Raw genomic sequence first — 25,372 nt, forward strand, 5'->3', positions numbered from 1 at the left:
GGTTCCCATCATCCAAAAATAGATAACGGGAACCTTTTTTCATTTATTTTTGACTAGTTATGTCCCAGCCATTTTTTCAGTTAAGCCTTGCGTTTCCTCCGAGTACAACCACCGACGTACAGGATGTGCTAGCTTTGGCAATGTCATATGGGGGTGAAGCAGCCTGCCGAAGTGCTGTTGTCGTTTACCAAGCAGAGCTCTGGACATGTGCGATTTCTCGAAGATTTAAGAAGAGTGCTCAGGAGAATAAGCCTCATAGACAAAATCATACGTTTTATAATTTTTTGAGTTTCCGTATTTGGGCTGCATTTCCTGATCTTCTGGTTCACTCTTAAAATTCTTATTGTCTCATCCCTTTGATTATTTACGAATCCATGCGTTCTCATTGTCACTGATTTAAACGGCGACGACGGGCGACGTGACCGATGAGGATAAATAGCACGCATAGAAAGAGAATGGTAACAAGACCGTACCCATGCCATTGCAAGGCTATAGAATGGTTTGCTTGTACGGCTGTAGTGCCTACCATCCATGTCATTGGAAATAGAACAAAGAGGTTCGATTCTGCAAGCTTAAAGACTAGTCCAAAAAATAGTCCTAGTCCGATATAAGGCAATAAGATACTTGCTGGTAAAGTCCCTAAATGATTTAAACCATAGCAGAGCCCGGATAAAATAATACTTGGAATGGGGCCAAACGCATTTTCAAAGCGAAGCTGTAACCAGCCATATATAAAAAAGGGTTGCCATAGCATTAAACCATTGTGCAATAATAACGGTAAAATATGATTAGAATCCCGTGTGATAGGGATAAAGGATTGGAATAAAACAATGGATAACGCAAAAGAGATGAGCAATGAAGAGAAGAGAAAATGTTTTTTGATGCCCAAGCTAGCCAATGGTTGTTTTTTATAAGCTAATATAAATAACAATGGAACGAGAACGGAAAGAAGGAGAGGAATAAGCACTCCATTAATGACCAATCCTGGGATCAACTGTTGTGTCTTACTGCTGATAAGTCCAAATACAATCATAACCAACTCAGTAGTGATGGCCATCATCAAATCAAACGTTGGTGTAAAGCGAACACCAAAAAAAGCGCGAATCTTATACTTCATTGTAACACCTCAATCTATGACATCCTATGTCACCATTTAAAAGCATATCGGAAATTGGACGAAAAGGGAAGGGATACTTGGACTAAACCTGAGAAAAAGGCATGGAAACAGATTTAATAATGAATGGAAAGAATAACAGGAAAAATGCTTAGATGATAGCACATGAACAAAGAGAAAAAAGTTTACATTTTAAAAGATCTATACTATACTGTGGTTATCAAATCGTAATTATTACGATTTAAAGCTAGGCAATCGTTGATAGTGTCGGGGACAGAACGTTTGATTATTCGCTTCCTGTTGTTTCATAAGGAAGCTTTAGATGTTAGAAGAAAGGGCGGACTACCATGAAAAAACAATATGATGTCATCATCGTTGGTGCAGGTGCATCTGGAATTGGGTTAGGCATTCTGTTAAAGGCCATGCATTGTGAGTTTTGTATTTTAGAAAAGGAGCGCATCGGTGCGAGTTTCTTCAATTGGCCTGATGACATGCGTTTTATCACTCCATCATTTCCATGTCAAGGCTTTGGGCAAACCGATTTAAATGCTGTAGCTCCGAAAACCTCTCCTGCCTATACTTTAAATGTCGAGCATCCTAGTGGAGTGGATTATGCCGAATATCTCGAGCTGCTTCATCGTCATTTTAATTTACCTGTGATGACGGGTATTGAGGTAAAGACGGTGAATAAATTGGAAAATGGAGGTTTTACTATTGAAACATCCTCAGGGACTTTACAGAGTTCCTTTGTCATTTGGGCTGCTGGTCAATTTCATTATCCTAACCTTCAGCCTTTTCCAGGTGCTGAGCTCGGCATACATAGCAGTTTAGTGGATTCATGGGATGCAATTCAAGGAGACGACCTAATGATTATTGGCGGTTTTGAAAGTGGAATGAACGCCGCCTATCAATTATGTAAACGGGGAAAGCAGGTCACTGTTATTGCTAAAACGAGTACGTGGGAAATGGAAGAGAGCGACCCAAGTCGCTCATTATCCCCCTATACTTTTTCGTTAATTGAAAATTTACCAGAACCAGAATTGCTGCATCTTGTCGGGCATGCACAGGTCACTGGTATTAAATGGTCTTCCGAAAAATATCAAATTATGACGGAGGGTGGAGCACACTTCTCAACCCGTTATCGACCAATTATCGCAACAGGCTTTACAGGGAGCACGCAATTAATTCAGCATCTCTTTTCCTATGGTGAGCACGGTGAGCCGTTAGTTGATGCTTATGATGAATCTATCAAAACACCTGGGTTATTTCTGGCAGGCCCTGAGCTTCGTCATGACGATCATATTTTTTGCTTCATTTATAAATTTAGGCAAAGATATCCCATCATTGCTGAAGCAATTGGAGAAGCGCTCAACTTAGATATGAGCATTATTGAAGAATATAGAAAACAGAATTTTTATCTGGATGATTTATCATCGTGTGGTGAACGCTGCCAATGTTAGAAGAACTGGCATTCAAACAAAATCAATCAGGAACCGTTGTGATGATAGGCTTAGAATCTGTGGGAAAATCAACGCTATTTAGGCATCTCACTGGGAATCGGTCAGGGATTGTCACCAACATTAGGGGATCAACGGTGAGCTGTTTAACAGGTCCACTTATGAATGACGAGAGTACAATGATCATTGATACGCCAGGCATTCAGTTTGAAGGAGATAGCCTGACAACAAAATTAGCCCTTGAACAGGCGAACAAAGCAGACACTTTGTTGCTCGTTATTAAGGCGACGGATTATAAGGAAGAGTTAATGACTTTGAACACTATGCTCCATTTGCGCAATCGCCATGTTGCCATTGCTATCACGTATTGTGATAAATGTCTTCACTCTCACCAAGAGCGACAACAAATCAGCGAACTTCTTGATGTTCCTGTAATGTGGCTTAATGCTCGGGAGGTTGAGGCAACTCATCAACAACAGCTTATTGAGGGCATTCAACATGCAAAGCCATGGAAGCTTAATAATCATTTACTAACGTTTTTACCTATACTTCCAGTTAAGACCACATCCCGTTTCAAGCAGTCCTGGTACACGCTGCCCCTTATTGGGCCATGGCTATCTTTAGGAACTATTTTAGCCATGTTTGCTGTGCCGGTTTATATAGCTTACCAATTTGCTCAGTGGATGGAGCCTCTTTCAGAAAAATATGGGATACAAGGGATTGAGACTTTTTTTCATCCCTTTCCGACGATCATCCAGCAGTTTTTGGTGGGGGATTATGGTTTGATTACACTCGGGTGGTATTCCTTCCTTTGGGCGTTTCCAGTCGTCTTTTTAATTGGGGTGACAACGGCAATATCAGAAGAAACCGGAATTCAAGAGCACATTACGATAAGCTTAGATCCATGGTTAAGACGTATCGGCTTAACAGGACGAGACTTGATTCCCGTATTAACGGGATTTGGCTGTAATGTAGTGGCGGTTCTTCAAAGTAGAAGTTGCAGCAGCTGTACACGACAATCCTGTGTTTCACTGATTTCCTTTGGCTCAGCTTGTAGTTATCAGATTGGGGCGACTTTGTCGTTATTTGGTTCTGCTCATAAGCCTTGGCTGTTTATCCCATACATCTTTGTACTCTTTATAGTAGGAGCTATCCATACAAGATTATGGAATAAAAATGATACTACTATCAGTTTGAATCGCATCACCTCTTTACCATATTTGCAAAGCTTAACGTGGTATGGGCTCATTTGGCGGGTGAAAAATATTCTCAAACAATTTCTTTTACAAGCCATGCCGATTTTTTTCATCATTTGTGGTGTGGCAACGGCTTTGGAATATACACATGTGTTGGGCGCTATCGCTGTCTTGATTTCACCCGTATTGCACTTTTTTAATCTTCCACCTACTGTAGCCCCAGGAATTGTCTTTTCGTTTATTCGAAAGGACGGGCTTCTCGTCCTTAATCAAGGTCATGGTGAGGTACTCAGTACATTAACCGTCATGCAAATTTTTATATTGGTTTACTTAGCTTCCACGTTGTCTTCATGCTTGGTCACTTTATATACGTTAAAAAAAGAGTGGGGGTGGGTTGCAGCTGGAAGATTATTTGCAAAGCAGTTCTTCACTTCAGTTATCAGTGCCTATTTGATCTCAGCCCTCATTTATTTTTTTAAATGAGCTGGGTCTTTAGGATGTATTAAGGCATTAAATATAATTTACAAATCGTAATCATTACTATGGAGGGATTTATCAATGGCTAAAAAGTCAAAAGTGGTAAAAGAACAAAAACGGCAAGCGATTGTAGAGAAATATGCAGATTTAAGAAGAGAATTAAAAGCAAAAGGAGATTATGAAGCTTTAAGAAAACTGCCGAGAGACTCTTCTCCAACGCGGTTGCATCACCGTTGCAAAATTACCGGAAGGCCTAGAGGATATATGCGAAAGTTCAACATGTCAAGAATTGCTTTTAGAGAGTACGCACACAAAGGACAGATTCCGGGAGTCAAGAAGGCGAGCTGGTGAGTTAAGCCTTTGCAGTGTTAGACTTCGTGATAATGACACGCATCACAAAGCCCGAATGGAGTTGTTTGGCATTTACCAGACCTTCATTCGGGCTTTTATTGTTATTATATATAATTGGTGGCTGTCAGCGACAGGCATCACATACTCCATAGATCTCAAACTTATGTCCAGTAATGTTAAATCCATCAACCTCAGGCATGACGATCATTGGACAATCTTCAATGGTTTGTGTTTTACCGCATTCCAAGCAAATGAGGTGGTGGTGATGATGATCCGCTCCGCAGCTTAATTGAAATCTTTTTTCGCCATCTAATTCCGTCTCTTCAAGGATGCCTAGCTCAGTAAAAAGCGCTAAATTTCTATAGATAGTCTCATAGCTGAGTCCAGGATAATCCTTTTTTAGATGATCAATTACTTCTCTGACAGACGTATATTTATTTTGTTGTTTCAAAAATTGTAATATTTCTTCTCTTTTATGCGTTGTCTTATAGCCTTTTTCTTTTAAGAGGTGCAACGCTTCTCCGATATTCATTTACAATCCCCCGCTTTTTAAAAGGACTCCTTCTATTCCTATTGTAACAGAAAATAGGTGACAAAATAAATAGATCCAGCTTTATAAGTCAGAGGGAAAAAGTAAACCATACCGTAAGAAGCGTGTTGTCTTATAGCTCGCCTTAGACTACCTTTCGATCTTTTTCCCGCCACTTTGCAGAAACAAAATGATGATAAATAAAGATACACACAGCAATGATAATGAGTACAATGGAAATCACTTGAGCAATTCTCAGTGTTGATGTCAGCATTAAGCTGTCGGTTCGTAAGCCTTCAACGTAGTAACGCCCTATTGAATACCAGACGAGGTACATCAAAAAAATGTCACCCATTTTAAAGGGAAGGGAGGTTCTTCTTAAGATAAACAATAGAACAAACCCTGCGATATCCCAAACAGATTCATATAAAAATGTCGGGATATAGTATGTACCATCGATATACATCTGGTTAATAATGAATGAGGGCAAATGTAAATGCTCTAAAAACAGGCGTGTAGTGGGACCACCATGTGCTTCTTGGTTCATAAAATTGCCCCAGCGGCCGATACCTTGACCAAGAATTAAACTTGGAGCAACAATATCTGTCCAACGCCAAAAGGATAAGTTTTTTCTTTTCACAAAAAGTAATGTAATGAGCAAAGCACCCAAAATTGCTCCATGAATCGCAATCCCACCGTGCCAAATTGCAATCATCTCTAATGGCTGCCCCTTATAGTCATTCCATTCAAAAGCAACATAGTAAATCCGGGCGCCGATAATGGCAGCCGGTAGTGCATAGAAGATAAATTGCGTCAAAAGATCAGGATCTAAACGTTGCCTTTTTAATTCATTTTGGGCAATAAAAAAGCCTAAAAGTAAACCAGTTACAATGATAATGCCATACCAATGAATCTCTAAAGCTCCTAATTTCAGAGCAATGGGGTTGAGTGGATAGTGCAATGTCTCGCCTCCAAAATTACAATAGTAAAGATTACGGTTTAAAGTATAAGATAAAGTAACAGTGTGGTCAAGCAACAAATACTCGAGAAGGGATGAGTTTTTAACCACAGATCAAGAGAGGGGATACGACTCACTAAAGAATTAGGCATATCTTGTCCTTTTGGGACATAGAGTACTACAAGCAACACTTCATAAATCGTAATTATTATGGTTTAAATATTTTTGGATTGGTTAAAAGGGGGAACGGCATGTTTCAATTGATTTTAAAAATCTTCCGCATGGAGTCGCTAGGTGTCCTTCTGCTTATTCTTTGTTTAATGGGATTTTTACTTAGTAAAGGGGCACAGGGGATCGTTCATATCCAGTTCCCTTATCCACTTCAAGAAACAATCACGACATACTTAGGTATTTTACTTGAGGCCTTACCCTTTATTTTAATTGGGACATTATTTTCCGGTATTATTCAAGTTTATTTAACCGAAGATCGCTTAAAGCGTTGGTTACCTAAGAGTGGCTTCCTCGCCATCTTTCCAGCGATAGTCATTGCCGTCCTCTTTCCAGTTTGTGACTGCGCGATTATTCCGGTTGCCTATCGTCTGATAAAAAAAGGGGTTCCCACACATATTGGTGCTATCTTTTTAATCATACCACCGATTGTTAACCCCATTGTCGCACTATCTACCTATTATGCCTTCAATACAACTATTGATGTGTTGGTTTATCGCATTTGCTTAGCTCTAATTCTGACAATTTTAGTGAGTGCGACACTTTTATATGTCTTTCAGCACCAGCGTCCTGTACAAAAGGAACGCCATGGGCATCATCATGACCATGATCATAGCCACCATCATGAGCATCATCGGTGGAGAGCAACATTATCGCATGCCATTGAGGATTTTGTTCAAGCGAGTAAACTCTTAATGTTTGGTGCATTTATTGCAGCTGGATTTCAAACCTTTATTGATCAGCAGCATATCATGACCCTTCAATCAAATACTTTATTTTCCAATTTATTTATGATGGGCTTGGCATTTATTCTATCCGTATGTTCCCAAGCCGATGCGTTTGTTGCGGCCTCTTTTTATCCGCACATTCCATTGAGTGCTGTCTTAGCCTTTTTATTACTCGGTCCGATTTTAGATATTAAAAATACGTTAATGCTATTTTCATATTTTAAATGGCGTTTTGTACTTGTATTCATGATGATTGTGAGTATATATGTCCTGATTCTTGTCAGTCTTGTTGACATTGTTGGCGGGCACATGTAGAGGAGGATGAGGCAAGGCTGTAAATGTATGTAAATGGCAGTTAAAAAGAGGGGAGGGGACTTACCTAGCTGTCCCCATTCCTTTTATTCTATTACAACTTTGGTGTTCGTTGGGATCGTATTGTAGATCCATTTGGCATCTGGAATGCTTAAGCGCACACAGCCATGGGAAGCTTTATGGCCAAGCTTTTCAGCCTCGCTCTTTATGATTTTTTTGTCGGCATCCATGGGAACTGTATGGAAGAGAAATTCACCGTGGTTTTTCCATGACACCCAATATTCTGCTCCTTCTTTTTCACCATTTGAATAAAACCAAGTGCCTTTTTCTGGTTGAATATGATAGGTGCCTTTAGGTGTCGAATCATCAGGCTTTGTATCTAAACCCGTTGAGACAATCATGGTGTATAAGGTGTGATCGTCATTTTTGATGTATGCTCTTTGTTTTTCTACTGAAACATCGATCCAGAGGTCCTTATCATCACTTAGATTTGTCGGATAAGAACCGCCTGTCGGCTTCGTCCAATCGACAACTTTTGGCTTTGCCGGGGGCGCCTCTGCTTTTGCCTTTCGTTGCTGCTGTTGATCGCTTGTCTTTTGCTTCGTGTTTTGGTTTTGTGTTGCTGTTTTTGATTTTGCTTTTTGATCTGAGGCGTTTCCTTCATGAGAACAGCCGATCATTGATAAACACAATACTAAAAGAAGTAGAAACATTGCTAGCTTTTTCATTGTACATCTCCATTTCAATTTAATGGTCTAAAGCTATGTTTTTCTTCATAGCATAAAAACAAATCGTAATCGTTCCTATTTATAAAACTATTATAAAGACCCCCTAGACATTTGTAAAGATTCACAGGGAGGAAAAAGCCAATGACCACACTAACACATGCGACTCAGAAACAATCAGAATCACACCTGTTTACACGGCAATTGACCAGAATTTTTTTCGTTACAATTATTGCGAGTTATTGTTTTGTCCTCTTATTTATCTATTGGGGGACCCGAAGTGATTTTATGCAAAAGCATCTTGAAACCATGCATTGGAAACCGACAACGATAATGTATGAAATCTTTGGTAATGAAAATATTTATTTTGCACATGAGGTTGCTAAATCAGAACGCCCACCATCCATTTTCTCATCGCTTTTTCATACTATTACACTTATAGATTTGGGTGACTTGACATCTCTGCTAAAATCGCAATTTGCCGCACTTGCGCTTATCAATAGTGCAAAGGAAAATGACGGTCGTCTTCAGTATGAGTCACCTGTCCCTTTAAACTCTATCTTGGAGCAATTCTTCCAACAGCTTTCTACAGAAAAGTCCCCAAGTGTAACAGCCATGACATCCATCTCATATAAAGGGGTTGAAACCTATCAGTCATTGCTAGAGAAGGATTTAAGGAAATATGATCTTGAAGAGTATACGCCAATATTAATGGCCCTTATGGAGCAGGAGAGTAAGGGGAAGGGAGGAGACCCCATGCAAGCTTCAGAATCTGCCGGATTGAAGCCAAATAGCATTAAAGATCCTAATAAAAGTATTGAACAAGGTGTTAAATATTTCCACCGCGTCCTACTGCTTGGAGAAGAGAAGGGGGTCGATTTTAAAACGATCTTACAATCGTATAACATGGGCGTCGGCTATATTAGCTATGTAGCGAAACATGGAGGACATCAAAGCACTCGCCAAGCAATTTTCAATTGAGCAGGTGCATAAAAATCCGAAGCTTTATAATTGCGGAGGGGATACATCGAATTTCCGATATCCTTATTGTTATGGCGATTTTACCTACACTACAAAAGTGACCAATTATCTATTAGGTATCATGGACACCATCCCTGTATATGCTGATTTACTTAATAAAAAGCATGCCTATTAGAATCCGTTCCATAATAGAAAATGCGAAGCTTAAATCCGAAGACTATTATATAGAACGCCACTAAAGGTGAGGCATTCATGTAAGTTAATTAAAAAAAACATTAGAAAACTTGACTTGTCGCCAAGTCGATGGCGAAAGTCAAAGTTACACTTATACTATCTTCCTTCAAGAGCGACAGCGAAATTATAAATTTTGATAGTATTAGAAAACTTGACTTGTCGCCAAGTCGATGGCGAAAGTCAAAGTTACACTTATACTATCTTCCTTCAAGAGCGACAGCGAAATTATAAATTTTGATAGTGCAAAAAGCCGTCCCAATGTCCAACTGTGGACCTACGGGACGGCTGAAAACAATAGACGCGATTAGTCCATGTATTTTTTCCAGACTAACACACTATTTTGCCCACCAAAGCCAAATGAATTACTTAAGGTATAGGTCATATCATGTGTGCGAGTATGGTTTGGTACAATATCCTTAGGCATGTTATCATCCTTGTCATCACAATTAATGGTGGGTGGCAATTGACTTGTTTCCATGGCTTTAATGCAAGCCACACTTTCGATAGCACCAGCTGTACCTAGCATGTGACCGACAGCACCTTTTATAGAACTGACAGGGATCTGATCTAAATGGTCGCCAAATAGTGACCGCAAGGCAACAGCTTCAGCTTGATCACCAACTGGGGTTGCTGTTGCGTGGGCGTTGACATAATCAATGTCTTCTGGTTTTAATGCAGCGCTTTTTAGGGCATGCTCCATTGCTAGCTTCGCGCTACTTCCAGCTGGATTAGGGGTTGTTTCATGAAAGGCATCATTAGAAGTGCCGTATCCGACAAGCTCAGCATAGATATGCGCGTTTCTTTCCTTTGCTTTTTCCAATCTTTCTAAAATAACAATGGCTGCGCCTTCGCCCATCACCATACCAGAACGATGTTTATCGAAAGGCCGAGACCAGGTTCCCAAATCTTCTGGGCCTGTGCTAGCCAGGGCTGTAGCAGCGCGCAGGCCTGAAAGAATGGCGGGGCTAAAAAGACTCTCAGCACCTCCGGCAATCACCATATCGGCTTTGCCAAGCTGGAGCCAATAACTTGCTTCACCAATGGAATTTGAAGAAGAGGCACAAGCCGTAGAATAGGTCATTGCCGGTCCATGAATATCATAATTTATCGCAATGGCTGAGGCACAGGCATTTGGAATCGACTTAGGGACAAGCCTTGCACTCACCCGTTTGGAAATGCCTTTAGCGATGCGTTCCGAGCCTTCCTCTAAAGTTTGTACACCGCCATACGCTGAACCGATGGAAATGCCGATGTTATTTTTATCATACACCTGTTGTAAGGCTTCACTATTTGAGAATCCAGCATCTTGAAGAGCCTCAATCGCTGCAATTAAACCCATTTGCGCAAAGCGATCCAGCGCCCGTGCTTGTTTCTTTGGAAGATAAGCACTTGGATCAAAGCCGTCATAGCTTGCCATAACTGGCGCCCATTGTTCGAGCTCCTCGTTTGCTGTTTTGTGCACAGCTGACTGTCCAGCTATAATCTTGTCCCAAAAGGAAGAAACCCCGATTCCAAAGGGGGTTACCGTTCCTATTCCAGTTACTACAATACGATCTTTATTCAAAATTTACACCTCTCCAACACCGTCATTAACAAATTAATGAGTCAAAATGATTGATTATTAGCTATTAGGAGCTTATCATAAAAACTATAGATTTTCATCTTTCAAAACTAATTATAGACAAATTGTTGAATGGAAATCACTATATTTGTCCACGTGACCGTGCGAATTGGTTTTGTAAATGTTAAAATGAAGAGAAAGAAGGTATTGAAAATTTGAGTGCTGTTGAAACAAGACGCTATGCAGGGAAGGTCGTTTGTATCACCGGTGGTTCAAGAGGTATTGGCCGCAAGCTTGCCATTGAATTCGCGCGTGAAGGGGCTGACGTCGTTATCAATTATTTTCGTAACGGTGATGAAGCCAAAAAAACGGCAGCTGAAATTGAGGCGCTTGGCCAAAAGGCTTTGACGATTCGAGCCAATGTTGCTCAGGAAGAAAAAATTCTGTCAATGTTTGAAAAAATAAGAGAAACCTTTGGTCGCCTTGATGTATTTATACATAATGCCGCTTCTGGTCGCAATCGAAAGGCAATGGAAGTGGACGTAAAAGGCTGGGACTGGACATTAAATGTCAACGCACGAGCGTTTCTAGTCAGTGCGCAGCAGGCTGCCACCTTGATGCCTAAAAGTGGGGGTGCTATATTAGCCTTATCCTCTTTTGGTTCTGATCACGTATTTCCTTATTATACGACGGTGGGCGCAAGTAAAGCAGCACTTGAGGCCTTGGTTCGCTACTTTGCCATCGAGTTAGCAGAGCGCCGAATTAATGTCAATGCGATTTCTGCAGGAGCCGTAAAAACAGATGCGTTGAACCATTTTCCAGAAATGGACGAGACACTCAAAAAGCTTGAAGAAAAGATGCCTTACCATCGAATGGTAGAAGGGCAAGATATCGCCAATCTAGCTTTATTTCTATGCTCCGATCAGGCAGAAATGGTTCGCGGACAGACAGTACGATTAGATGGTGGCATTTCACTAGTCCTTCCATAAGACTAGTAAATGTCGTTAGTGGTTATAAATTAAATAAATATAAAAGGAGATTGGTACATATGGCAAATACATTATCAAAGCAAGAAATTGAAGAAAAGGTTCGTGAAGTAATCGTTAATCAATTGGATGTTCAAGAGGCAGACGTCAAACCAGAAAGTCTTATCGTGGATGATTTAGGCGCAGATTCCCTTGATTTAACAGAGCTTGCCGTCGGCTTTGAAGACGCATTTGATCTTGAGATTCCCGATTCGGATTTCGGTCACCTTTCGACTGTAGATGGCGTTGTTCAATATATTAGCCAGCGCCTACAATAACTCTTAAAGGAGGCTTTTCAATGTTTGATTTTAATGGCCGCGTGCTGACAGAAGAACGCGCGAACGCGTATTTAGAAAAAGGGATTTGGAGTCAGGATTCTTTCATTGATGTCCTAGAGCGCAATGTCCAAAATCACCCTGACCTCGTTCATAAGGATGAACATCGCAGCTTAACCTATAAGGAATTGTGGCATGAAGTTGAAGCTGTTGCTGAAGGCCTTTACGGATTAGGCGTTAAAAAAGGGGATAAAGTTGCTATTCAGCTTACCAATTCCCTTGATTATGTTGTAGCATTATTTGGTTCCGCACGCATTGGTGCTGCAGTGGTTAGTCTTCAGGTCGATTTGGGCAGAGATGCCTTAGTGAAGAGCTTGAAGCAATCACAAGCTAAAGTATGGATTCTCACAGATAATTACCGTGGACAAGCGCTTTATGACTTTGCGCAAGAAGTCAAAACGTCTCTGCCTGAACTAAAGCATCTTATTCTTCAAGGACAAAATGAGACCGTTTATGAAGATGCGCTGCATTTTACAACGATAAGGCAAAGTGGGAAGAGGCTGGAAGAGGACGTATTAGAAGCCAATCGCCCAGGGCCTCTTGATGCCTATCTCATGGTCTTTACATCAGGAACGACTGGATCGCCTAAAGGCGTTGTTCATCTTCATGCCAATTACTTGTGGTCTGCACGTGTATTAGCAAAGAATTTTGGTTATGAAGCAGGCGATGGTGTCTTAGATATCGCACCTATTTTTCATCAAACAGGTATGCTTGCCGGGATTATGATGACGGTAGCAGCTTGTGGCCGCATTCTTCTTGTGGACCGCTTCTCTGCCAACCGCATTCTTAACTGGATTGAAAAAGAGCAACCTGCATTTATTATTGGTGCTCCACCTCATGTCATTCACTTGGCAAATTCACCAAAACTAGCATCAGCCAATACGTCAAGTGTTAAAGTGTTTATTTATGCAGGTGCCCCAGTGCCAAGTGCTGTGCTTCAACGCTTACAAGAAGATGGCGGCATCACTGTTGGTGCTATGTTTGGTTGGTCGGAAGGCTTCGTGGCGACAGCCAATCGCCCGGATGACCCTATTGAGGCGGTCAGCAGTACCATCGGGTTCGCTCTTCCAGGTCTTGAAATTCGCTTGGTTGACGAAGAGGGCAATGATGTAAAAGACGGTGAAGCGGGTGAGATTTGGTCTCGCGGACCTAACTTCAGCCCAGGCTATTACGAAAATCCAGAAGCTTCTAAGAAGCAATGGGATAAGGACGGTTGGTTCCATTCCGGTGACCTTTTACGCAGAAATCCTGATGGCCGTTATAAGTTTATTGCCCGTGCGGATGACATCATTAACCGCGGCGGAACCAAAATCGATCCAAAAAGTGTTGAAGATGTCATTGCTGCTTATGATGCAGTTGAGACCGTTGCGGTGGTCGGTGCACCTCATGAAACATTGGGCCAACAAACGGTTGCCTGTATCGTGCTTAAGGAAGGTGCAGAGGCTTTCACATTAAGAGAATTACGTGATTTCCTTGCAGATAAAGGATTAGCTAAGTTCCAGCTCCCAGACCGCATGGAAATTCTATCTGAACTGCCAATGACACCTTCTGGTAAAATTAAAAAGATTGACTTAAGAGAACGCTTTTTACTTGAAGCACAAGCGCATTAAGTTGAAAGAAATCAATAGGTACATTGTCCCTTATCCCTATTAGGATTTGGGACTTAATCTGTTAATATAAGGGTGGGGAACGCACTATGTCAATTTTAAATCCATCAGCACATGATACGATCACGTCAAACTCTCCGGCTTGTACACCGCAGCTTATCCAAAGAGCCAATGAAGTTCGCAACAGAGTCATTCAATTTTGCAAGGAAGAGGCCCAAAAGTGGGGCGAGCAAATTGAACGCACTCAAGAGATTCCTCAAAGCCTTTGGGATAGGGTCAAAGAGCTTGGATTTCACAAGCTGACACTTCCACAATCTGTGGGTGGTGAAGGGCTCCCTTTGGAATTGTATTTTCCAATATTGGAAGAAATGGCGCATTGTCATGGGTCAATCCGCATGGTTTTCCATGCCTATAACAGCATTTGGCGAACAGTAGGCCAAGGGTCTGACGAACAGCAAAACTATTGGTTAAAACGCTTAGTTGATAATGGCGATCTTGTGGCATTTGCACTTACAGAGCCTGATAATGGAACAGGTATTGATCTAAGAACGATGGCAACCTATGAAAATGGGAAATATATTTTGAATGGGAAAAAACACTTGATCACGTTTGCAGAAGAAGCAGCGGTAATCACGGTCATTGCGAAAATGGACGGCGCGGCAGGAAGGGATGGTTTAACAGCATTCCTTGTCCCACAAGGTCGTAAAGGGATGAAGCTGGAGCCTATGGCCCACATGATGGGGGATAAAGGCTGCTCTCATGCTGTCATCACCTTTGAAAACTGCGAAGTGAGCGAGGACGAAATCTTAGGAGAAATTGGCGATGGTTTTGGTATTGCTGTCAGAGGATTTCTTGATCAAAGCCGCGTCTGCATCGCCCAAAGTGCTGTTGGATTAGCACAGGAAGCTCTAGATGTGACTTTGGACAAAGTCCGACAACGGAAAACATTTGGGAAAGCGATCGCCAGTCGGCAAGCGATTCAAATGCGCCTTGCTGAAATGCAAATCGCTATCCAAGGTGCGCGCTTATTATGTTTAGACGCTGCTAAAAAATATGATAAGGGTGAAGACATTTCTCTCGAAGCCTCTATCGCTAAGGCTAATGCCATTCGTATGGTTGGTGAAGTGACAGACGGGGCACTTTCCTTGTTCGGCGGTATCGGCTACAGCGTTGAAAGTCCGATTGAACGGCTCTACCGTGATGCGCGTTCTCTCTGGTTTGAAGAGGGAACTGCCGAAATGCAAAAAATGACGATCGCAGAGTCTTTGTTAAAAAATGCAAGACAACGCGAACGCGAAGCTCGCCGTTCCAGTCAGCAGGTTTAATATGCGCGCTGCTTTGTTTAGTCATGAAGCTGGCTTTACTATTGAAGAAGTCCAGAACCTCCCTCTTAAATCGGGGGAGGTTCGTCTCTTAGTAAACGCATGTGGTGTTTGCGGGAGCGATCGGCAAATCGTCAAAGGAGAGCCAGCTCCATTTGGCACACGTTTTCCTCTGATTATGGGGCATGAAATAGCAGGAACAGTACTCGAAATAGGAGAGCATGTCACCAATGTTGACACTGGCGATCCTGTCGTTGTCTATCCTTTTATTAATTGTGGAACGTGTGCAGCTTGTACGCATGGCGCGTTCAATTTATGTACCCAACAAAAGTGTATCGGATATCATCAATCCGGAGGATTTGCGGAACAAGTGATTGTGCCCGCTGAGCAGCTTATTAAACGGCCAAAACATTTGGATGCTGCTGGTGCTGCTTTGCTTGTTGATGCCTATGCAACGCCTTATCACGCCATGAAAAAAGCTGGCTTGCAAGAAGGTCAGACGTTATTGGTCATCGGGACAGGTGGACTTGGCTTAGCCGCTTTACAGCTTTCAAAGCTTTTCCGCTTGCAGCGTGTCGCCAATGTCACCCAACGTGCTTCTCAGTTACCTGAGCGTCTCAATGAGATTGACCAATTTGTTCAATCTCAAGGTGAAACACGTAAAACAGCACGTGCCATAAGGCGCTGGGGTGGCTCCGTAGGTATTGATGTCATTCTAGATACCATTGGCAATGCGCAAAGTACAGAATTAGCGATGGAAATCGTCCGCCCAGGTGGAACTGTGGTGATTGTGGGGATGTCTTCTGAGTCCATGACACTTTCTATTGCTAAAAGTGTGAGAAAAGGGGCAACCCTAAAGATGAGCTATGGTTCGACGATGAAGGACATAGAGCAGCTTATGGCGGCTGCCCATGAAGCGCAATTTGATCCGACCATGCTCGTAGCTGGTATGCTTTCCTTAGAAGAGGTTGAACATGCTTTTTCTGGCATACGGACTTCGGGGCGCTGGGTCATACAACCCAATCCTGTGGTAAACGGCTCTCGTTTTTAATGAGGGCTGTTTACTGTTTATGAGGACATTGTCAGGATTAAATCAGAAAGAAGGGGGTTTTCCATGCGTGGTTTCAAGAGAAAAAGATAGTCGACGGTTTCCTTTTAAGAATGACTGCTACTAATATTTTATTAAACTTCTTTAATCTTTTTGTCCTTTCATATATAATGGAGTCATAGTTGAGTTGAGAGCAGAGTTGGAGCAGAGATAGCTGGAGCAGAGATGAGTGAACGTACGTTAGTCGTATTGTTTTTTCCTCAAAAATAAATACATTTACTTTATATCCTTCCAGTATTCGCTTCTCTCTGTATACTTTTAGTATACAAGGAGGACTACCATGATCAGTCTTACTGAGCTTGAAAATGAGCAATCCCACCTAACCCTTTCTACACCCTATGTGAAAATTTTCAGAACGACCCAGCCCATCAATGAGGATGTCGAAGCGATTACAACAGAGCTTCTCATGGATTTAGACCACTATAAAGGTGCTTTATTCTCTAGTAATTTTGAATATACAGGCCGCTATACACGATGGGATGTCGGCTTTGTTAAGCCTCCATTAGAAATTCGCAGTCAAGGATCTGCTTTTACCATTCAGGCTTTAAATGCTAGAGGGCAGCTTTTACTCCCATTGATTTATTCTCATTTAGAGAACGCTGTTTTCTTACAAACAGTAGAATTAAACAGTGAATCTTTGAGTGGTCACCTCCATTCCTCAAAGGCCATCCAAAATGAAGAGGAACGAACAAAGCAGATAACGATTTTTGATGTTTTGCGCCATCTTCAAAAGCTGTTTCGTTCTTCAGATGATGCCTTTTTGGGACTTTATGGCGCCTTTGGCTTCGATTTAATTTTTCAATTTGAGCACATTCAGCAGGAAAAAATGCGTGACCTGCATCAGGATGATATCCATTTGTTTTTACCTGATGAGCTCTATGTCGTTGACCGTAAGAAGGACATCGCCTTTAGAATTAGCTATGATTTTGAAGTTCAAGGGCAATCGACGACAGGACTCCAAAGAGACGGTGCCTACACCGACTACACCTTTAAGCCTAATCAAGAACTGTTAAACACAAATAAGGATAAAGGCTATTATGCTGATTTGGTGAAAAAGGCCAAACCTTATTTTTATAGAGGAGACCTTTTTGAGGTTGTTCCAACACGTGTCTTATATAAAGCCTCGCCCCTTAAGCCCTCCGAGGTCTTTGTACAATTGCGAGAAATGAATCCAAGTCCTTATGGGTTTATCATTCATCTTGGAGAGGATTTTTTGGTGGGGTCTTCACCAGAAATGTACGTTAGAGTAGAAGGAAAACGTGTAGAAACCTGTCCAATTTCTGGAACCATCCAGCGAGGAAACAACGCCATTGAGGACGCAGACAATATTAAATCTTTGTTAAATTCAGTCAAAGAAGAAAGCGAACTTACCATGTGCACAGACGTAGACCGCAATGATAAATCACGTGTTTGTGTTCCAGGATCTGTTAAGGTCATCGGGCGCAGACAAATTGAGGCCTATTCGCATTTGTTTCACACGGTCGATCATATCGAAGGAGAATTACGACCAGAATTTGATGCCTTTGATGCATTCATGACGCATATGTGGGCTGTGACGGTTACGGGAGCCCCAAAGCTCGATGCCCTTCGCTGGATTGAGAAATATGAAGAAACACCAAGGAAATGGTACGGGGGAGCGGTAGGCTGGTATACCTTTGATGGCCAATTAAATACAGGATTAACCTTGCGAACGGCGCGCTTGAACAATGGCTTAGCTGAAATTCGTGTAGGGGCAACGTTGTTACATGAGTCTGATCCGTTGGCAGAGGAAAAGGAGACGGAAATCAAAGTGGCAGCACTTGAAAAAGCGCTTATTCCTAAGCAAGCTACTCCAACGGGTATATCAGAAGCTCTGGAGCATTTAGGGCGGGGTAAAACCATATTGCTTGTTGATCATGAAGATTCATTTGTCCATACGTTAGCAAACTATTTTAAACAAACAGGAGCTGAGGTCATCACGTGTCGTTCAGAGGTAGCACGTGATCAATTACAGGAAAAGCATTTTGATCTCGTGGTCTTGTCCCCAGGTCCTGGTCGTCCTGAGCGCTTTCGGCTTGAGGAAACGATTGATTTAGCTGTGCAAAAAGCCATGCCAATCTTTGGAGTCTGTCTTGGGATGCAAGGTATTGCTGAGTATTTTGGTGGGCGACTTGATGTGTTATCAGTGCCATGCCATGGCACGCCATCAACACTTACAATCTTAGAACCAAATGGCCTTTTTAAAGGCATTGATACGATGAAAGTGGGCCGTTACCACTCCTTATTTGTGGCTGAGCTGCCAGAGCCTTTAATTGGTACAGCAGTCACCGACGATAATGTTTTAATGGCTTTAAAACACCGCACACTTCCTATTTACGGCGTTCAGTTTCATCCGGAATCCATTTTAAGTACATTTGAGGAGAAAGGGATATTGCTTGTCCAAAATCTTATGAAGATCCTTTCAGACCGAACCTCAATTTATTCATGATTCTCTGAAGCTTACTTATTGAAGGAGACTGAGACCTACTAAAAGGACTCACCTTCAAGCTGAAGGATAAGGTTTTAAAAGGAGATAGGGAAAGCGGAAGCGTAGTCAAAATCCGGTGACTCCGGCGGGAAGAGAAGTTGTTTGGCGGAACGCTTCATGATGTACCAAAAAGCCAAACGCATGCCTTTAAAAATGTGCATGCGTTCGGCTTCTTTATGTCCTAAATATTTCTGCCCCAGCGCCTTTATATCTTTAGAATTTATACCTTAAGTCGTGAATGTCAATGCTGATTGATACTCCGCAGATGCTTATCATAGTTTTACGTTGCAGAAGGGTGACGCTGATAAAAGTGGCCAAAGATTTGCGTAAGAATAAGGCCAAAAAAATAGGAAAGGTGAGAGCCGTTGCGGTAACAGCAAATAACCAATGGTGCCGCAATGATTCTAGCCTCTGTTTTTTTATTGCGAAATCATTTGTTATTAAAAGCCCGCTCTTACAGAAGATAACGCATTTTTCACATATTCTTTTGCATTTTAGACAAAATAATGCGTGAAAGGATGGATCGATATGAGCGAAAATAATTCTTCACACTATGATCACTCACGAACAAGGCGCTTTAAAGCTTTTGGTTGGGGATTACTTATTTTATTTATCATCTTGTTTTTAGTTATCTATGCTTTTAACCGTATGTTATAAGCCTTGACGAATAAAAGTGAGAAAAGAAAAAGCTTGGGCATTTTTAGTCCAAGCTTCTTACTTTAAATGTAGATTGAGATGAATTCGATCATAATAAGAACGTAAATACTGAACCGGAAACTCATAAAGCTGTTTTCCCTTTATTTTATAAATACCCATCTTTAAAAGCTTCTGGATATATACTTGTTTAGTGTCATTCGCATGATTGTTAATCACCGATCATACCTCCCAAACTCACTTTTCCCATTTCCTTTATTTTTTAAACTCATTTTTAAAATTTAACGCATAATCATGAGCAAGTGTTGAATTATGATAGGATTTTTAAAGTGTTGGATTTAAGATAGAGCACCAGCCTTGGATCATGTCGCCCAAAGTATTAAAAAACAGCTTGTTCAATCGTCTAAAAATTGGTAAAGTAGTGTCAATGGTTAAATCACTCAAAGCTTGCTCAAATTCTATAAAGACCATCACGACGTTTTCCGTCTCTATGATGCTGCTGCTCACTCGTTATATCTTCTAAAGCGTTGGATTCCACATTATACCTTGGCAAACAGGCTGACTCTTGACGAACTTTCAGCAACTTTTCACTATTGCCACCAAAGAGCGGCGTTATGATCTGCCGTGCTTTGTGCTGTAGCCTTCATCGAAACCATCTATAAAAATGATGTGTGTGTCTAAGCGCCGACAATTGAGGAGCAAGTATTAGCGTAAAAAGGGATGAGGATTATGGAATGTGTACCTACACATGCACTAAAAAAAGCAACGCTTACTGATTTTTTTACAACACATTGGGGCAGTACTGAAATGGTGATTTCTAGTGGTGTTTATCGGTGCGATGAGCTAGATGGATTTGCCATCTTATCTGAAAAGGGGTGTCTTATTGGGCTCATTACATATATTCTAAGGGAGAAGGAGTGTGAAATCATTTCCTTGGACAGTCTTGAAGAAAATAAGGGGATAGGCACACAATTGATCAATCGTGTAGAGGAAGAAGCGCTTCGCGGTGGTCGCCTTTTGGTAAAGCTCATTACCACCAATGATAATATGCACGCATTAGGCTTTTACCAAAAGCGCGGGTATCGATTGGTTAAGGTGCTTTTGAATGCAGTTGATGAAGCTCGTAAGTTGAAGCCTGAGATTCCTAAAATGGCTAATAACGGCATCCCCATTCTGGATGAGTGGTTGCTTGAAAAGTCTCTTTCGTTATAACAAGAGCTAAACGGATGAAGCTTTTAAGACGAGGCAACAGAGCCTTAATCTCACTGTGTATAATTTTTTCTTGATTTTATTGAACGGGAGGATTATGAATGAAAACAAGACTATTTTTAGATAATGGCCGTATGTATGAGATTGAGTCCGATGTACAATCATTATTAAACAATCACTTAACGGATGAAAATGGCGAGCTCCACAATGCATTTGTCCAACTTGAAGATTTCTATATTAATCCTCAGCATATTGCAGCACTCGAAGAAATAGATGAGAAGAAGCACTCATCCATCGGCTTTTAAGCACCTCTAAGAGGGTGCTTTTTATATGGAATGAGAAAAGCATGCCCGGTTCTTGTCCTTAGTATAGAGCAAGAGCATCAGCAGATATGAAATAGGCTTCATTGCCTGATCAAGTGGATTGGAGTGCAAGGCACGAGATTCGGAACACTCTAAAATCATGTGTTCCTTGGGCGCCGCTGACTCATGATGCGGAGACTAGAGTCCTGCGGGAGGTGGGAGATCAGCAGCGCGAAGGCGCTTATCACTCCCCTGCGGAAAGCAAGCGGCCTGAAGCGGAAATCCGCACCGTCCTCATAATCAGAAATTTTATACTTTCTGATCTCTTTAGAAACTTGGCTTGCACCACTTTGCTAGTATTCCTGATGTGATTTTTGCAAATCACACACTTAGGTTGGCGCCAAGCCTTAGAAGGCGAAAGTCAAAGTGACACTTATACTCTCTTCCTTTATGAGCGTCAGCGAAGTTATAAATTCGGATAGTATAAAAAAGCAATTATCTCTTATACTTGTAACGGAGAACTATAGCATCCTTTTGATTAAAAATGCAAAATAGCATTTTACTTTATTGAAAGTCATGATAAAATGACTGGAATGATAACAGTGTGCTAAACCTTTGAGATTAGGAGTCTATAAAATGAGATCGTTTACTTTGGCATCTTATGCGACGTATTTTTTAGCAGGATTAGTGGTGACTACATTAGGATCAGTCATGCCGCAATTACTTAATCATTATGATTTGTCCTATACAAAAGGTGGAGAATTGGTTTTTGTTGGGTCTATCGGTTTTTTATTTGGTGTCCCGATTTCTACATTACTCCTTTCTCATTGGGGCGAAAAATTGATTTTAGCTTTTGGGGCCAGCTTGATAGCCGTTGCTCAATTTGGCTTTTTCTTCTTGCCATCCTATCATTGGCTTTTTGTTTTCAATTTTATCAATAATACTGGTGCGGCTATTTTCGAAACCATCGTGGCGACACTTATCATGGAGGTGTTTGTAGGCAGGAGAGCTGTCATGATGAGCTATCTCGAGGTTTCATTTGGTCTTGGTGCTTTTGTCATGCCGCTCATTGCCAGTGCGTTTATTGCGTTTAGCGCTTGGCGTTTTTCCTTCTTTATCTCAGGAAGCATTGCTTTGGTCATGATGGGACTATGGTTAAAGGTCACTTATTCAAAAACTGATATTGATGACTCCAAAGCCATGGATGCCGCTGCGCCTTCTCCCATACACATGAAAAAATATGTGAAATGGATGGTCTTTGCACTTTTTGTTGGGATGATCTGCCTCTATACAGGCATTGAAGGAAGCTTAAATAATTTTCTTTCCTCGATCTTTATTCACTACCTGCATGCCATCCCGTATGTCGCTTCACTTAGCATTGGTGCTTTTTGGGTAACCATGGTCCTTGGTCGGATGGTAACAGGTATAATGATTCGAAGGGTCACTTATGATCTTTTTTTAACAGCAAGCATCTGCAGCACGATTCTTTGCTTTATTGCTTTTATTCTCTTACGGCAGCAATGGGTTGGTTTTCTGCTTGTTATTTGTTTAGGGTTTACGATGTCTGGCATTTATTCCATTACCATGGTGTACGCCAATCATAGCTTTCCAGGATTATCTAGACAAATCACCAGTACAATTACCGCCTTCGCAGGCATTGGCAATGCTGCATTTCCCGCATTAGTTGGCATGACAATGGACGCTGCAAGCATACAAGCAGCACTATGGTTGATCGTTGGCTTTTCACTTTTGTACCTATTCGGCCTCATTTTTATCTCGAGGTTGCATCGGAAAAAACAAGAGCACCCTCTTGATATCAAGAGTGGTGCATCTTAAACGCTGATATAGTAACATGATGTGATTATTTGCTAGGGGCTTTGCTCCTAAGGTCGCGCTCAATTTCTTCTAAGCTGCGGCCTTTTGTTTCGGGGACAAATCGTGACACAAAGATAAAGGCTAGGACGCCAATAATGGCGAAGATGATAAAGACCCAAGCTACACCTAAAGAGGCCGATAATACAGGGAAAAGGAAAGAGACAACAAGATTACCTAATGAGAGAAACAGTGTTGTAATTCCGGTGCCTGCACCGCGTGCTTTTAAAGGGAAAAGCTCAGGAAGAATGACCCAAACGGCTGGTCCCCATGTCGCTGCAAAGAACACAATAAATAATCCTAGAAAAACAACGGTTAGCCAAGCGGTTGTTGTTGTTAATCCAGCGGTGAAGATAATCATCGCTAAAATAAATAAACTGAGTGACATGCCTACATTGCCCCAAAGCATAAGTTTTTTTCGCCCCAGTTTATCGATGACAGCAATGGCGACGAAGGTCATAAGCACATTCACGATGCCAATACCAACAGTCCCTAAAATAGAGGAAGAGTCAGCCAGCCCTGCTTTAGAAAAAATGGTTGGTGCATAATAAATCACAGCATTAATTCCAATGATTTGTTGAAAAATAGCAAGCCCTATCCCTGCAATAAGCATGGGACGAATCCAAGAGGATTTCAGGATACTCCAAGCATCCTCTTGATTTTTTTCGGTTTCCTTCATCTCGTCTACTTCTTTATCGATTTCATGGGTAGCGTGGGTGAATGCCATGACACGGCGCGCTTCATCCTCGCGATTCCTTTTGATGAGCCAACGGGGACTTTCTGGCATAAACGCTGTTCCAATTAACATGATAACTGCGGGTAAGGCTGCTAAACCTAACATCCACCGCCAGCCCTCACTCGCAGTAAAGATATAATTTATGATATAAGCAATGAGTATACCAATCGTGATCATCAGCTGATTTAAAGATGCCAGGGAACCACGGATGTGAGTGGGGGCCATTTCTGACAAATAGACAGGAACGAGCGCTGTTGAACCGCCAACAGCCAATCCTAAAATGATTCTGGAAATAACGAGAAAGGAAGCGTTTGTTGAAAAGGCCGCACACAATGCACCGATGATGAAGATGATGGAAATCAATGAGACAACACGTCGTCGTCCCCATCGATCGGAGAGTGGCCCGCTAAGTCCTGAGCCTACAATCGCCCCAATAAGTAGGGCACTGACTACAAAACCTTGCATAAAATCATTTAATGGAATATCTTTCTTTATGAATAAAAGGGCACCAGAAATAACACCTGTATCATACCCATAAAGCAGACCACCAAGTGCACCAAAAAAATAGATCAAGCCTTTATTTGTTTTATTAAACATGAAAGGTCCCTCCTTCAAGTCTTAGATGCAAAGGTTCTCAAAACCTCAAGTTCTTCCTTTTATTTATATTTCACTAAAATCTTGGATTCAAACATAAATCTCCCTCCTTTTGAGTGAGCAAGTTTTTGTGAGCGTTATCATTGTGTGGATTGCTGGTAACCCATTATACTAAGACCATACATATCTCTTATTAGGAGGAGAAGCTGAGATGGTCTATCAGGCAAATGCAGGGCGTTATGAAATAATGCACTATAATCGTACAGGGAGATCCGGGTTGCTTTTACCCGCCATTTCATTAGGGTTATGGCACAATTTTGGTGGAGTAGATACATTTGAAAACGGTCGAGCTATGCTTCATAGGGCATTTGACTTGGGCATTACTCACTTTGACCTCGCCAACAATTATGGGCCACCTGCCGGATCAGCTGAAGAGCTATTTGGACGATTGCTTAAGACAGACTTTGCGCCTTATCGTGATGAACTGGTGATCTCAACAAAGGCCGGCTATTACATGTGGCCAGGGCCATATGGGGAGTGGGGATCCAAAAAATATCTTATCGCTAGTCTGGATCAAAGTTTGAAGCGCACGGGATTGGACTATGTGGATATTTTTTACTCGCACCGTCCTGATCCAAATACACCGCTTGAAGAAACAATGATGGCCTTGGATCAAGTGGTTCGTCAAGGAAAGGCGCTCTATGTTGGCATCTCCAGCTATGATGTAACTCAAACCAAAGAAGCCATCAAAATATTAAAGGATTTGGGAACGCCCTTACTTATTCATCAACCGAATTATTCCATGCTCAACCGTTGGATTGAAGACGGGTTGACAGATGTTCTTGAAGAAAATGGTGTGGGAAGCATTGCTTTTTGTCCGCTTGCTCAAGGCTTATTAACGAAAAAATATCTTAATGGTATCCCTGAGGATTCACGGGCTGCAAAACCCACTGGCGCTTTAAAAACCGAAGCGATCAATGATCACGTTCTGGAACAAATACAGGCATTAAACACTCTCGCTGAAAATCGTGGACAAAGCCTGGCACAAATGGCGCTCGCTTGGGCGCTTCATCAAGGAAAACTAACTTCTGTACTCATCGGTGCAAGCCGAGTCAGCCAGATCGAGGAAAATGTTAAAACCCTTCAACGTTTAACCTTTACAAAAGATGAATTAGAAGCAATTGACCGCATTCTTCAATCCAAGTGAAAATAGCTTGACAAATGTGTTGACTTTGACGATAATTATTTTTA

25 protein-coding genes are annotated in these 25,372 nt (G+C 41.6%); 16 read left to right on the top strand and 9 right to left on the bottom strand.

Annotated elements, in window-relative coordinates; genetic code table 11:
- Nucleotides 1-57 precede the first annotated feature (57 nt).
- Nucleotides 58-207 carry a hypothetical protein gene (locus IEW82_RS19995; RefSeq protein ID WP_229672471.1) on the bottom strand — a complete coding sequence of 50 codons (150 nt, stop codon included), beginning with the start codon at nucleotides 205-207 and terminating at the stop codon, nucleotides 58-60.
- Between the two features lie 181 nt (nucleotides 208-388).
- Nucleotides 389-1,117, bottom strand: a complete 729-nt coding sequence (locus IEW82_RS08970) for a CPBP family intramembrane metalloprotease (RefSeq protein ID WP_188692584.1) — start codon at nucleotides 1,115-1,117, stop codon at nucleotides 389-391.
- Between the two features lie 344 nt (nucleotides 1,118-1,461).
- On the opposite strand from IEW82_RS08970, the gene IEW82_RS08975 reads away from it, so the two are divergent.
- The 3 genes from IEW82_RS08975 to rpsN all read left to right on the top strand — a co-directional run bounded on the left by IEW82_RS08975 (nucleotide 1,462) and on the right by rpsN (nucleotide 4,595).
- Nucleotides 1,462-2,574: an NAD(P)/FAD-dependent oxidoreductase gene (locus IEW82_RS08975; RefSeq protein ID WP_188692589.1), complete on the top strand. Its 1,113-nt coding sequence runs from the start codon at nucleotides 1,462-1,464 to the stop codon at nucleotides 2,572-2,574.
- On the top strand, nucleotides 2,568-4,250 hold the full coding sequence (locus tag IEW82_RS08980) for a GTPase (protein WP_188692592.1): 1,683 nt from the start codon (nucleotides 2,568-2,570) through the stop codon (nucleotides 4,248-4,250). Before IEW82_RS08975 ends, IEW82_RS08980 begins: the two co-directional genes overlap by 7 nt.
- A gap of 75 nt (nucleotides 4,251-4,325) precedes the next feature.
- Complete coding sequence (gene rpsN, locus IEW82_RS08985; RefSeq protein ID WP_188692594.1) at nucleotides 4,326-4,595, top strand: 30S ribosomal protein S14; 270 nt, start codon at nucleotides 4,326-4,328, stop codon at nucleotides 4,593-4,595.
- A 124-nt stretch (nucleotides 4,596-4,719) separates the two neighbouring features.
- Here rpsN and IEW82_RS08990 read toward each other — a convergent pair whose 3' ends face one another.
- Both IEW82_RS08990 and lgt read right to left on the bottom strand, forming a co-directional pair.
- Nucleotides 4,720-5,127: a Fur family transcriptional regulator gene (locus IEW82_RS08990; RefSeq protein WP_188692597.1), complete on the bottom strand. Its 408-nt coding sequence runs from the start codon at nucleotides 5,125-5,127 to the stop codon at nucleotides 4,720-4,722.
- 142 nt (nucleotides 5,128-5,269) lie between these two features.
- A complete protein-coding gene (lgt, locus tag IEW82_RS08995; RefSeq protein ID WP_188692600.1) occupies nucleotides 5,270-6,085 on the bottom strand; it encodes a prolipoprotein diacylglyceryl transferase in 816 nt (271 codons plus the stop codon).
- A gap of 248 nt (nucleotides 6,086-6,333) precedes the next feature.
- Here lgt and IEW82_RS09000 point away from each other — a divergent pair, with 248 nt between their 5' ends.
- Complete coding sequence (locus tag IEW82_RS09000; RefSeq protein WP_188692603.1) at nucleotides 6,334-7,353, top strand: permease; 1,020 nt, start codon at nucleotides 6,334-6,336, stop codon at nucleotides 7,351-7,353.
- Between the two features lie 83 nt (nucleotides 7,354-7,436).
- On the opposite strand, the gene IEW82_RS09005 is transcribed toward IEW82_RS09000, so the two are convergent.
- Nucleotides 7,437-8,078 (bottom strand): L,D-transpeptidase, encoded by a 642-nt coding sequence (locus IEW82_RS09005; protein ID WP_188692606.1) that lies wholly within the window; start codon nucleotides 8,076-8,078, stop codon nucleotides 7,437-7,439.
- A 141-nt stretch (nucleotides 8,079-8,219) separates the two neighbouring features.
- On the opposite strand from IEW82_RS09005, the gene IEW82_RS20000 reads away from it, so the two are divergent.
- Nucleotides 8,220-9,056 carry a lysozyme family protein gene (locus IEW82_RS20000; RefSeq protein WP_229672473.1) on the top strand — a complete coding sequence of 279 codons (837 nt, stop codon included), beginning with the start codon at nucleotides 8,220-8,222 and terminating at the stop codon, nucleotides 9,054-9,056.
- Between the two features lie 538 nt (nucleotides 9,057-9,594).
- Here the strand turns inward: IEW82_RS20000 and IEW82_RS09015 are convergent.
- Entirely contained in the window at nucleotides 9,595-10,854 is a 1,260-nt protein-coding gene (locus IEW82_RS09015; protein WP_229672475.1) for a beta-ketoacyl-[acyl-carrier-protein] synthase family protein, read from the bottom strand.
- 212 nt (nucleotides 10,855-11,066) lie between these two features.
- On the opposite strand from IEW82_RS09015, the gene fabL reads away from it, so the two are divergent.
- The 7 genes from fabL to IEW82_RS20205 all read left to right on the top strand — a co-directional run bounded on the left by fabL (nucleotide 11,067) and on the right by IEW82_RS20205 (nucleotide 19,411).
- Nucleotides 11,067-11,840, top strand: coding sequence for an enoyl-[acyl-carrier-protein] reductase FabL (gene fabL, locus IEW82_RS09020; protein WP_188692607.1), 774 nt, complete (start codon nucleotides 11,067-11,069; stop codon nucleotides 11,838-11,840).
- A 59-nt stretch (nucleotides 11,841-11,899) separates the two neighbouring features.
- On the top strand, nucleotides 11,900-12,154 hold the full coding sequence (acpP, locus tag IEW82_RS09025; protein WP_188692609.1) for an acyl carrier protein: 255 nt from the start codon (nucleotides 11,900-11,902) through the stop codon (nucleotides 12,152-12,154).
- A 20-nt stretch (nucleotides 12,155-12,174) separates the two neighbouring features.
- The gene (locus IEW82_RS09030; protein WP_188692611.1) at nucleotides 12,175-13,821 is read left to right on the top strand and encodes a class I adenylate-forming enzyme family protein; all 1,647 of its coding nucleotides are present in this window, start codon (nucleotides 12,175-12,177) and stop codon (nucleotides 13,819-13,821) included.
- Nucleotides 13,822-13,907: 86 nt separating this feature from the next.
- Nucleotides 13,908-15,143: an acyl-CoA dehydrogenase family protein gene (locus IEW82_RS09035; protein WP_188692613.1), complete on the top strand. Its 1,236-nt coding sequence runs from the start codon at nucleotides 13,908-13,910 to the stop codon at nucleotides 15,141-15,143.
- Between the two features lies 1 nt (nucleotide 15,144).
- Nucleotides 15,145-16,191: an alcohol dehydrogenase catalytic domain-containing protein gene (locus tag IEW82_RS09040; protein ID WP_188692617.1), complete on the top strand. Its 1,047-nt coding sequence runs from the start codon at nucleotides 15,145-15,147 to the stop codon at nucleotides 16,189-16,191.
- Nucleotides 16,192-16,528: 337 nt separating this feature from the next.
- Complete coding sequence (locus IEW82_RS09045) at nucleotides 16,529-18,715, top strand: anthranilate synthase component I (RefSeq protein WP_188692620.1); 2,187 nt, start codon at nucleotides 16,529-16,531, stop codon at nucleotides 18,713-18,715.
- Nucleotides 18,716-19,282: 567 nt separating this feature from the next.
- Complete coding sequence (locus IEW82_RS20205) at nucleotides 19,283-19,411, top strand: hypothetical protein (RefSeq protein ID WP_268237348.1); 129 nt, start codon at nucleotides 19,283-19,285, stop codon at nucleotides 19,409-19,411.
- 57 nt (nucleotides 19,412-19,468) lie between these two features.
- Here IEW82_RS20205 and IEW82_RS09050 read toward each other — a convergent pair whose 3' ends face one another.
- Together IEW82_RS09050 and IEW82_RS09055 are read right to left on the bottom strand one after the other, a co-directional pair.
- Nucleotides 19,469-19,627 carry a Fur-regulated basic protein FbpA gene (locus tag IEW82_RS09050; protein ID WP_229672477.1) on the bottom strand — a complete coding sequence of 53 codons (159 nt, stop codon included), beginning with the start codon at nucleotides 19,625-19,627 and terminating at the stop codon, nucleotides 19,469-19,471.
- 105 nt (nucleotides 19,628-19,732) lie between these two features.
- On the bottom strand, nucleotides 19,733-19,915 hold the full coding sequence (locus IEW82_RS09055) for a hypothetical protein (RefSeq protein WP_188692623.1): 183 nt from the start codon (nucleotides 19,913-19,915) through the stop codon (nucleotides 19,733-19,735).
- Nucleotides 19,916-20,137: 222 nt separating this feature from the next.
- Between IEW82_RS09055 and IEW82_RS09060 the strand changes: the two genes are divergently transcribed.
- From IEW82_RS09060 to IEW82_RS09070, 3 genes are all read left to right on the top strand, one after another.
- Nucleotides 20,138-20,620, top strand: coding sequence for a GNAT family N-acetyltransferase (locus IEW82_RS09060; RefSeq protein ID WP_188692627.1), 483 nt, complete (start codon nucleotides 20,138-20,140; stop codon nucleotides 20,618-20,620).
- Between the two features lie 98 nt (nucleotides 20,621-20,718).
- Nucleotides 20,719-20,922 carry a hypothetical protein gene (locus tag IEW82_RS09065; protein WP_188692629.1) on the top strand — a complete coding sequence of 68 codons (204 nt, stop codon included), beginning with the start codon at nucleotides 20,719-20,721 and terminating at the stop codon, nucleotides 20,920-20,922.
- Nucleotides 20,923-21,555: 633 nt separating this feature from the next.
- Nucleotides 21,556-22,755, top strand: a complete 1,200-nt coding sequence (locus IEW82_RS09070; protein ID WP_188692632.1) for an MFS transporter — start codon at nucleotides 21,556-21,558, stop codon at nucleotides 22,753-22,755.
- Nucleotides 22,756-22,780: 25 nt separating this feature from the next.
- Here the strand turns inward: IEW82_RS09070 and IEW82_RS09075 are convergent, their stop codons facing one another.
- The gene (locus IEW82_RS09075; RefSeq protein ID WP_188692635.1) at nucleotides 22,781-24,124 is read right to left on the bottom strand and encodes a sugar porter family MFS transporter; all 1,344 of its coding nucleotides are present in this window, start codon (nucleotides 24,122-24,124) and stop codon (nucleotides 22,781-22,783) included.
- A gap of 208 nt (nucleotides 24,125-24,332) precedes the next feature.
- Between IEW82_RS09075 and mgrA the strand changes: the two genes are divergently transcribed.
- Nucleotides 24,333-25,328, top strand: coding sequence for an L-glyceraldehyde 3-phosphate reductase (gene mgrA / locus IEW82_RS09080; protein ID WP_188692639.1), 996 nt, complete (start codon nucleotides 24,333-24,335; stop codon nucleotides 25,326-25,328).
- Nucleotides 25,329-25,372 lie beyond the last annotated feature (44 nt).

Origin of the sequence: Pullulanibacillus camelliae, assembly GCF_014642655.1 — a bacterium.
GTDB classification, from domain to species: Bacteria; Bacillota; Bacilli; order Bacillales; family Sporolactobacillaceae; genus Pullulanibacillus; species Pullulanibacillus camelliae.

Coding starts and splice junctions, on each gene's coding strand:
- IEW82_RS19995 (WP_229672471.1), bottom strand. CDS start 207: ATGTCCAGAGCTCTGCTTGGTAAACGACAACAGCACTTCGGCAGGCTG.
- IEW82_RS08970 (WP_188692584.1), bottom strand. CDS start 1,117: ATGAAGTATAAGATTCGCGCTTTTTTTGGTGTTCGCTTTACACCAACG.
- IEW82_RS08975 (WP_188692589.1), top strand. CDS start 1,462: ATGAAAAAACAATATGATGTCATCATCGTTGGTGCAGGTGCATCTGGA.
- IEW82_RS08980 (WP_188692592.1), top strand. CDS start 2,568: ATGTTAGAAGAACTGGCATTCAAACAAAATCAATCAGGAACCGTTGTG.
- rpsN (WP_188692594.1), top strand. CDS start 4,326: ATGGCTAAAAAGTCAAAAGTGGTAAAAGAACAAAAACGGCAAGCGATT.
- IEW82_RS08990 (WP_188692597.1), bottom strand. CDS start 5,127: ATGAATATCGGAGAAGCGTTGCACCTCTTAAAAGAAAAAGGCTATAAG.
- IEW82_RS09000 (WP_188692603.1), top strand. CDS start 6,334: ATGTTTCAATTGATTTTAAAAATCTTCCGCATGGAGTCGCTAGGTGTC.
- IEW82_RS09005 (WP_188692606.1), bottom strand. CDS start 8,078: ATGAAAAAGCTAGCAATGTTTCTACTTCTTTTAGTATTGTGTTTATCA.
- IEW82_RS20000 (WP_229672473.1), top strand. CDS start 8,220: ATGACCACACTAACACATGCGACTCAGAAACAATCAGAATCACACCTG.
- acpP (WP_188692609.1), top strand. CDS start 11,900: ATGGCAAATACATTATCAAAGCAAGAAATTGAAGAAAAGGTTCGTGAA.
- IEW82_RS09030 (WP_188692611.1), top strand. CDS start 12,175: ATGTTTGATTTTAATGGCCGCGTGCTGACAGAAGAACGCGCGAACGCG.
- IEW82_RS09035 (WP_188692613.1), top strand. CDS start 13,908: ATGTCAATTTTAAATCCATCAGCACATGATACGATCACGTCAAACTCT.
- IEW82_RS09040 (WP_188692617.1), top strand. CDS start 15,145: ATGCGCGCTGCTTTGTTTAGTCATGAAGCTGGCTTTACTATTGAAGAA.
- IEW82_RS09045 (WP_188692620.1), top strand. CDS start 16,529: ATGATCAGTCTTACTGAGCTTGAAAATGAGCAATCCCACCTAACCCTT.
- IEW82_RS20205 (WP_268237348.1), top strand. CDS start 19,283: ATGAGCGAAAATAATTCTTCACACTATGATCACTCACGAACAAGGCGC.
- IEW82_RS09060 (WP_188692627.1), top strand. CDS start 20,138: ATGGAATGTGTACCTACACATGCACTAAAAAAAGCAACGCTTACTGAT.
- IEW82_RS09065 (WP_188692629.1), top strand. CDS start 20,719: ATGAAAACAAGACTATTTTTAGATAATGGCCGTATGTATGAGATTGAG.
- IEW82_RS09070 (WP_188692632.1), top strand. CDS start 21,556: ATGAGATCGTTTACTTTGGCATCTTATGCGACGTATTTTTTAGCAGGA.
- IEW82_RS09075 (WP_188692635.1), bottom strand. CDS start 24,124: ATGTTTAATAAAACAAATAAAGGCTTGATCTATTTTTTTGGTGCACTT.
- mgrA (WP_188692639.1), top strand. CDS start 24,333: ATGGTCTATCAGGCAAATGCAGGGCGTTATGAAATAATGCACTATAAT.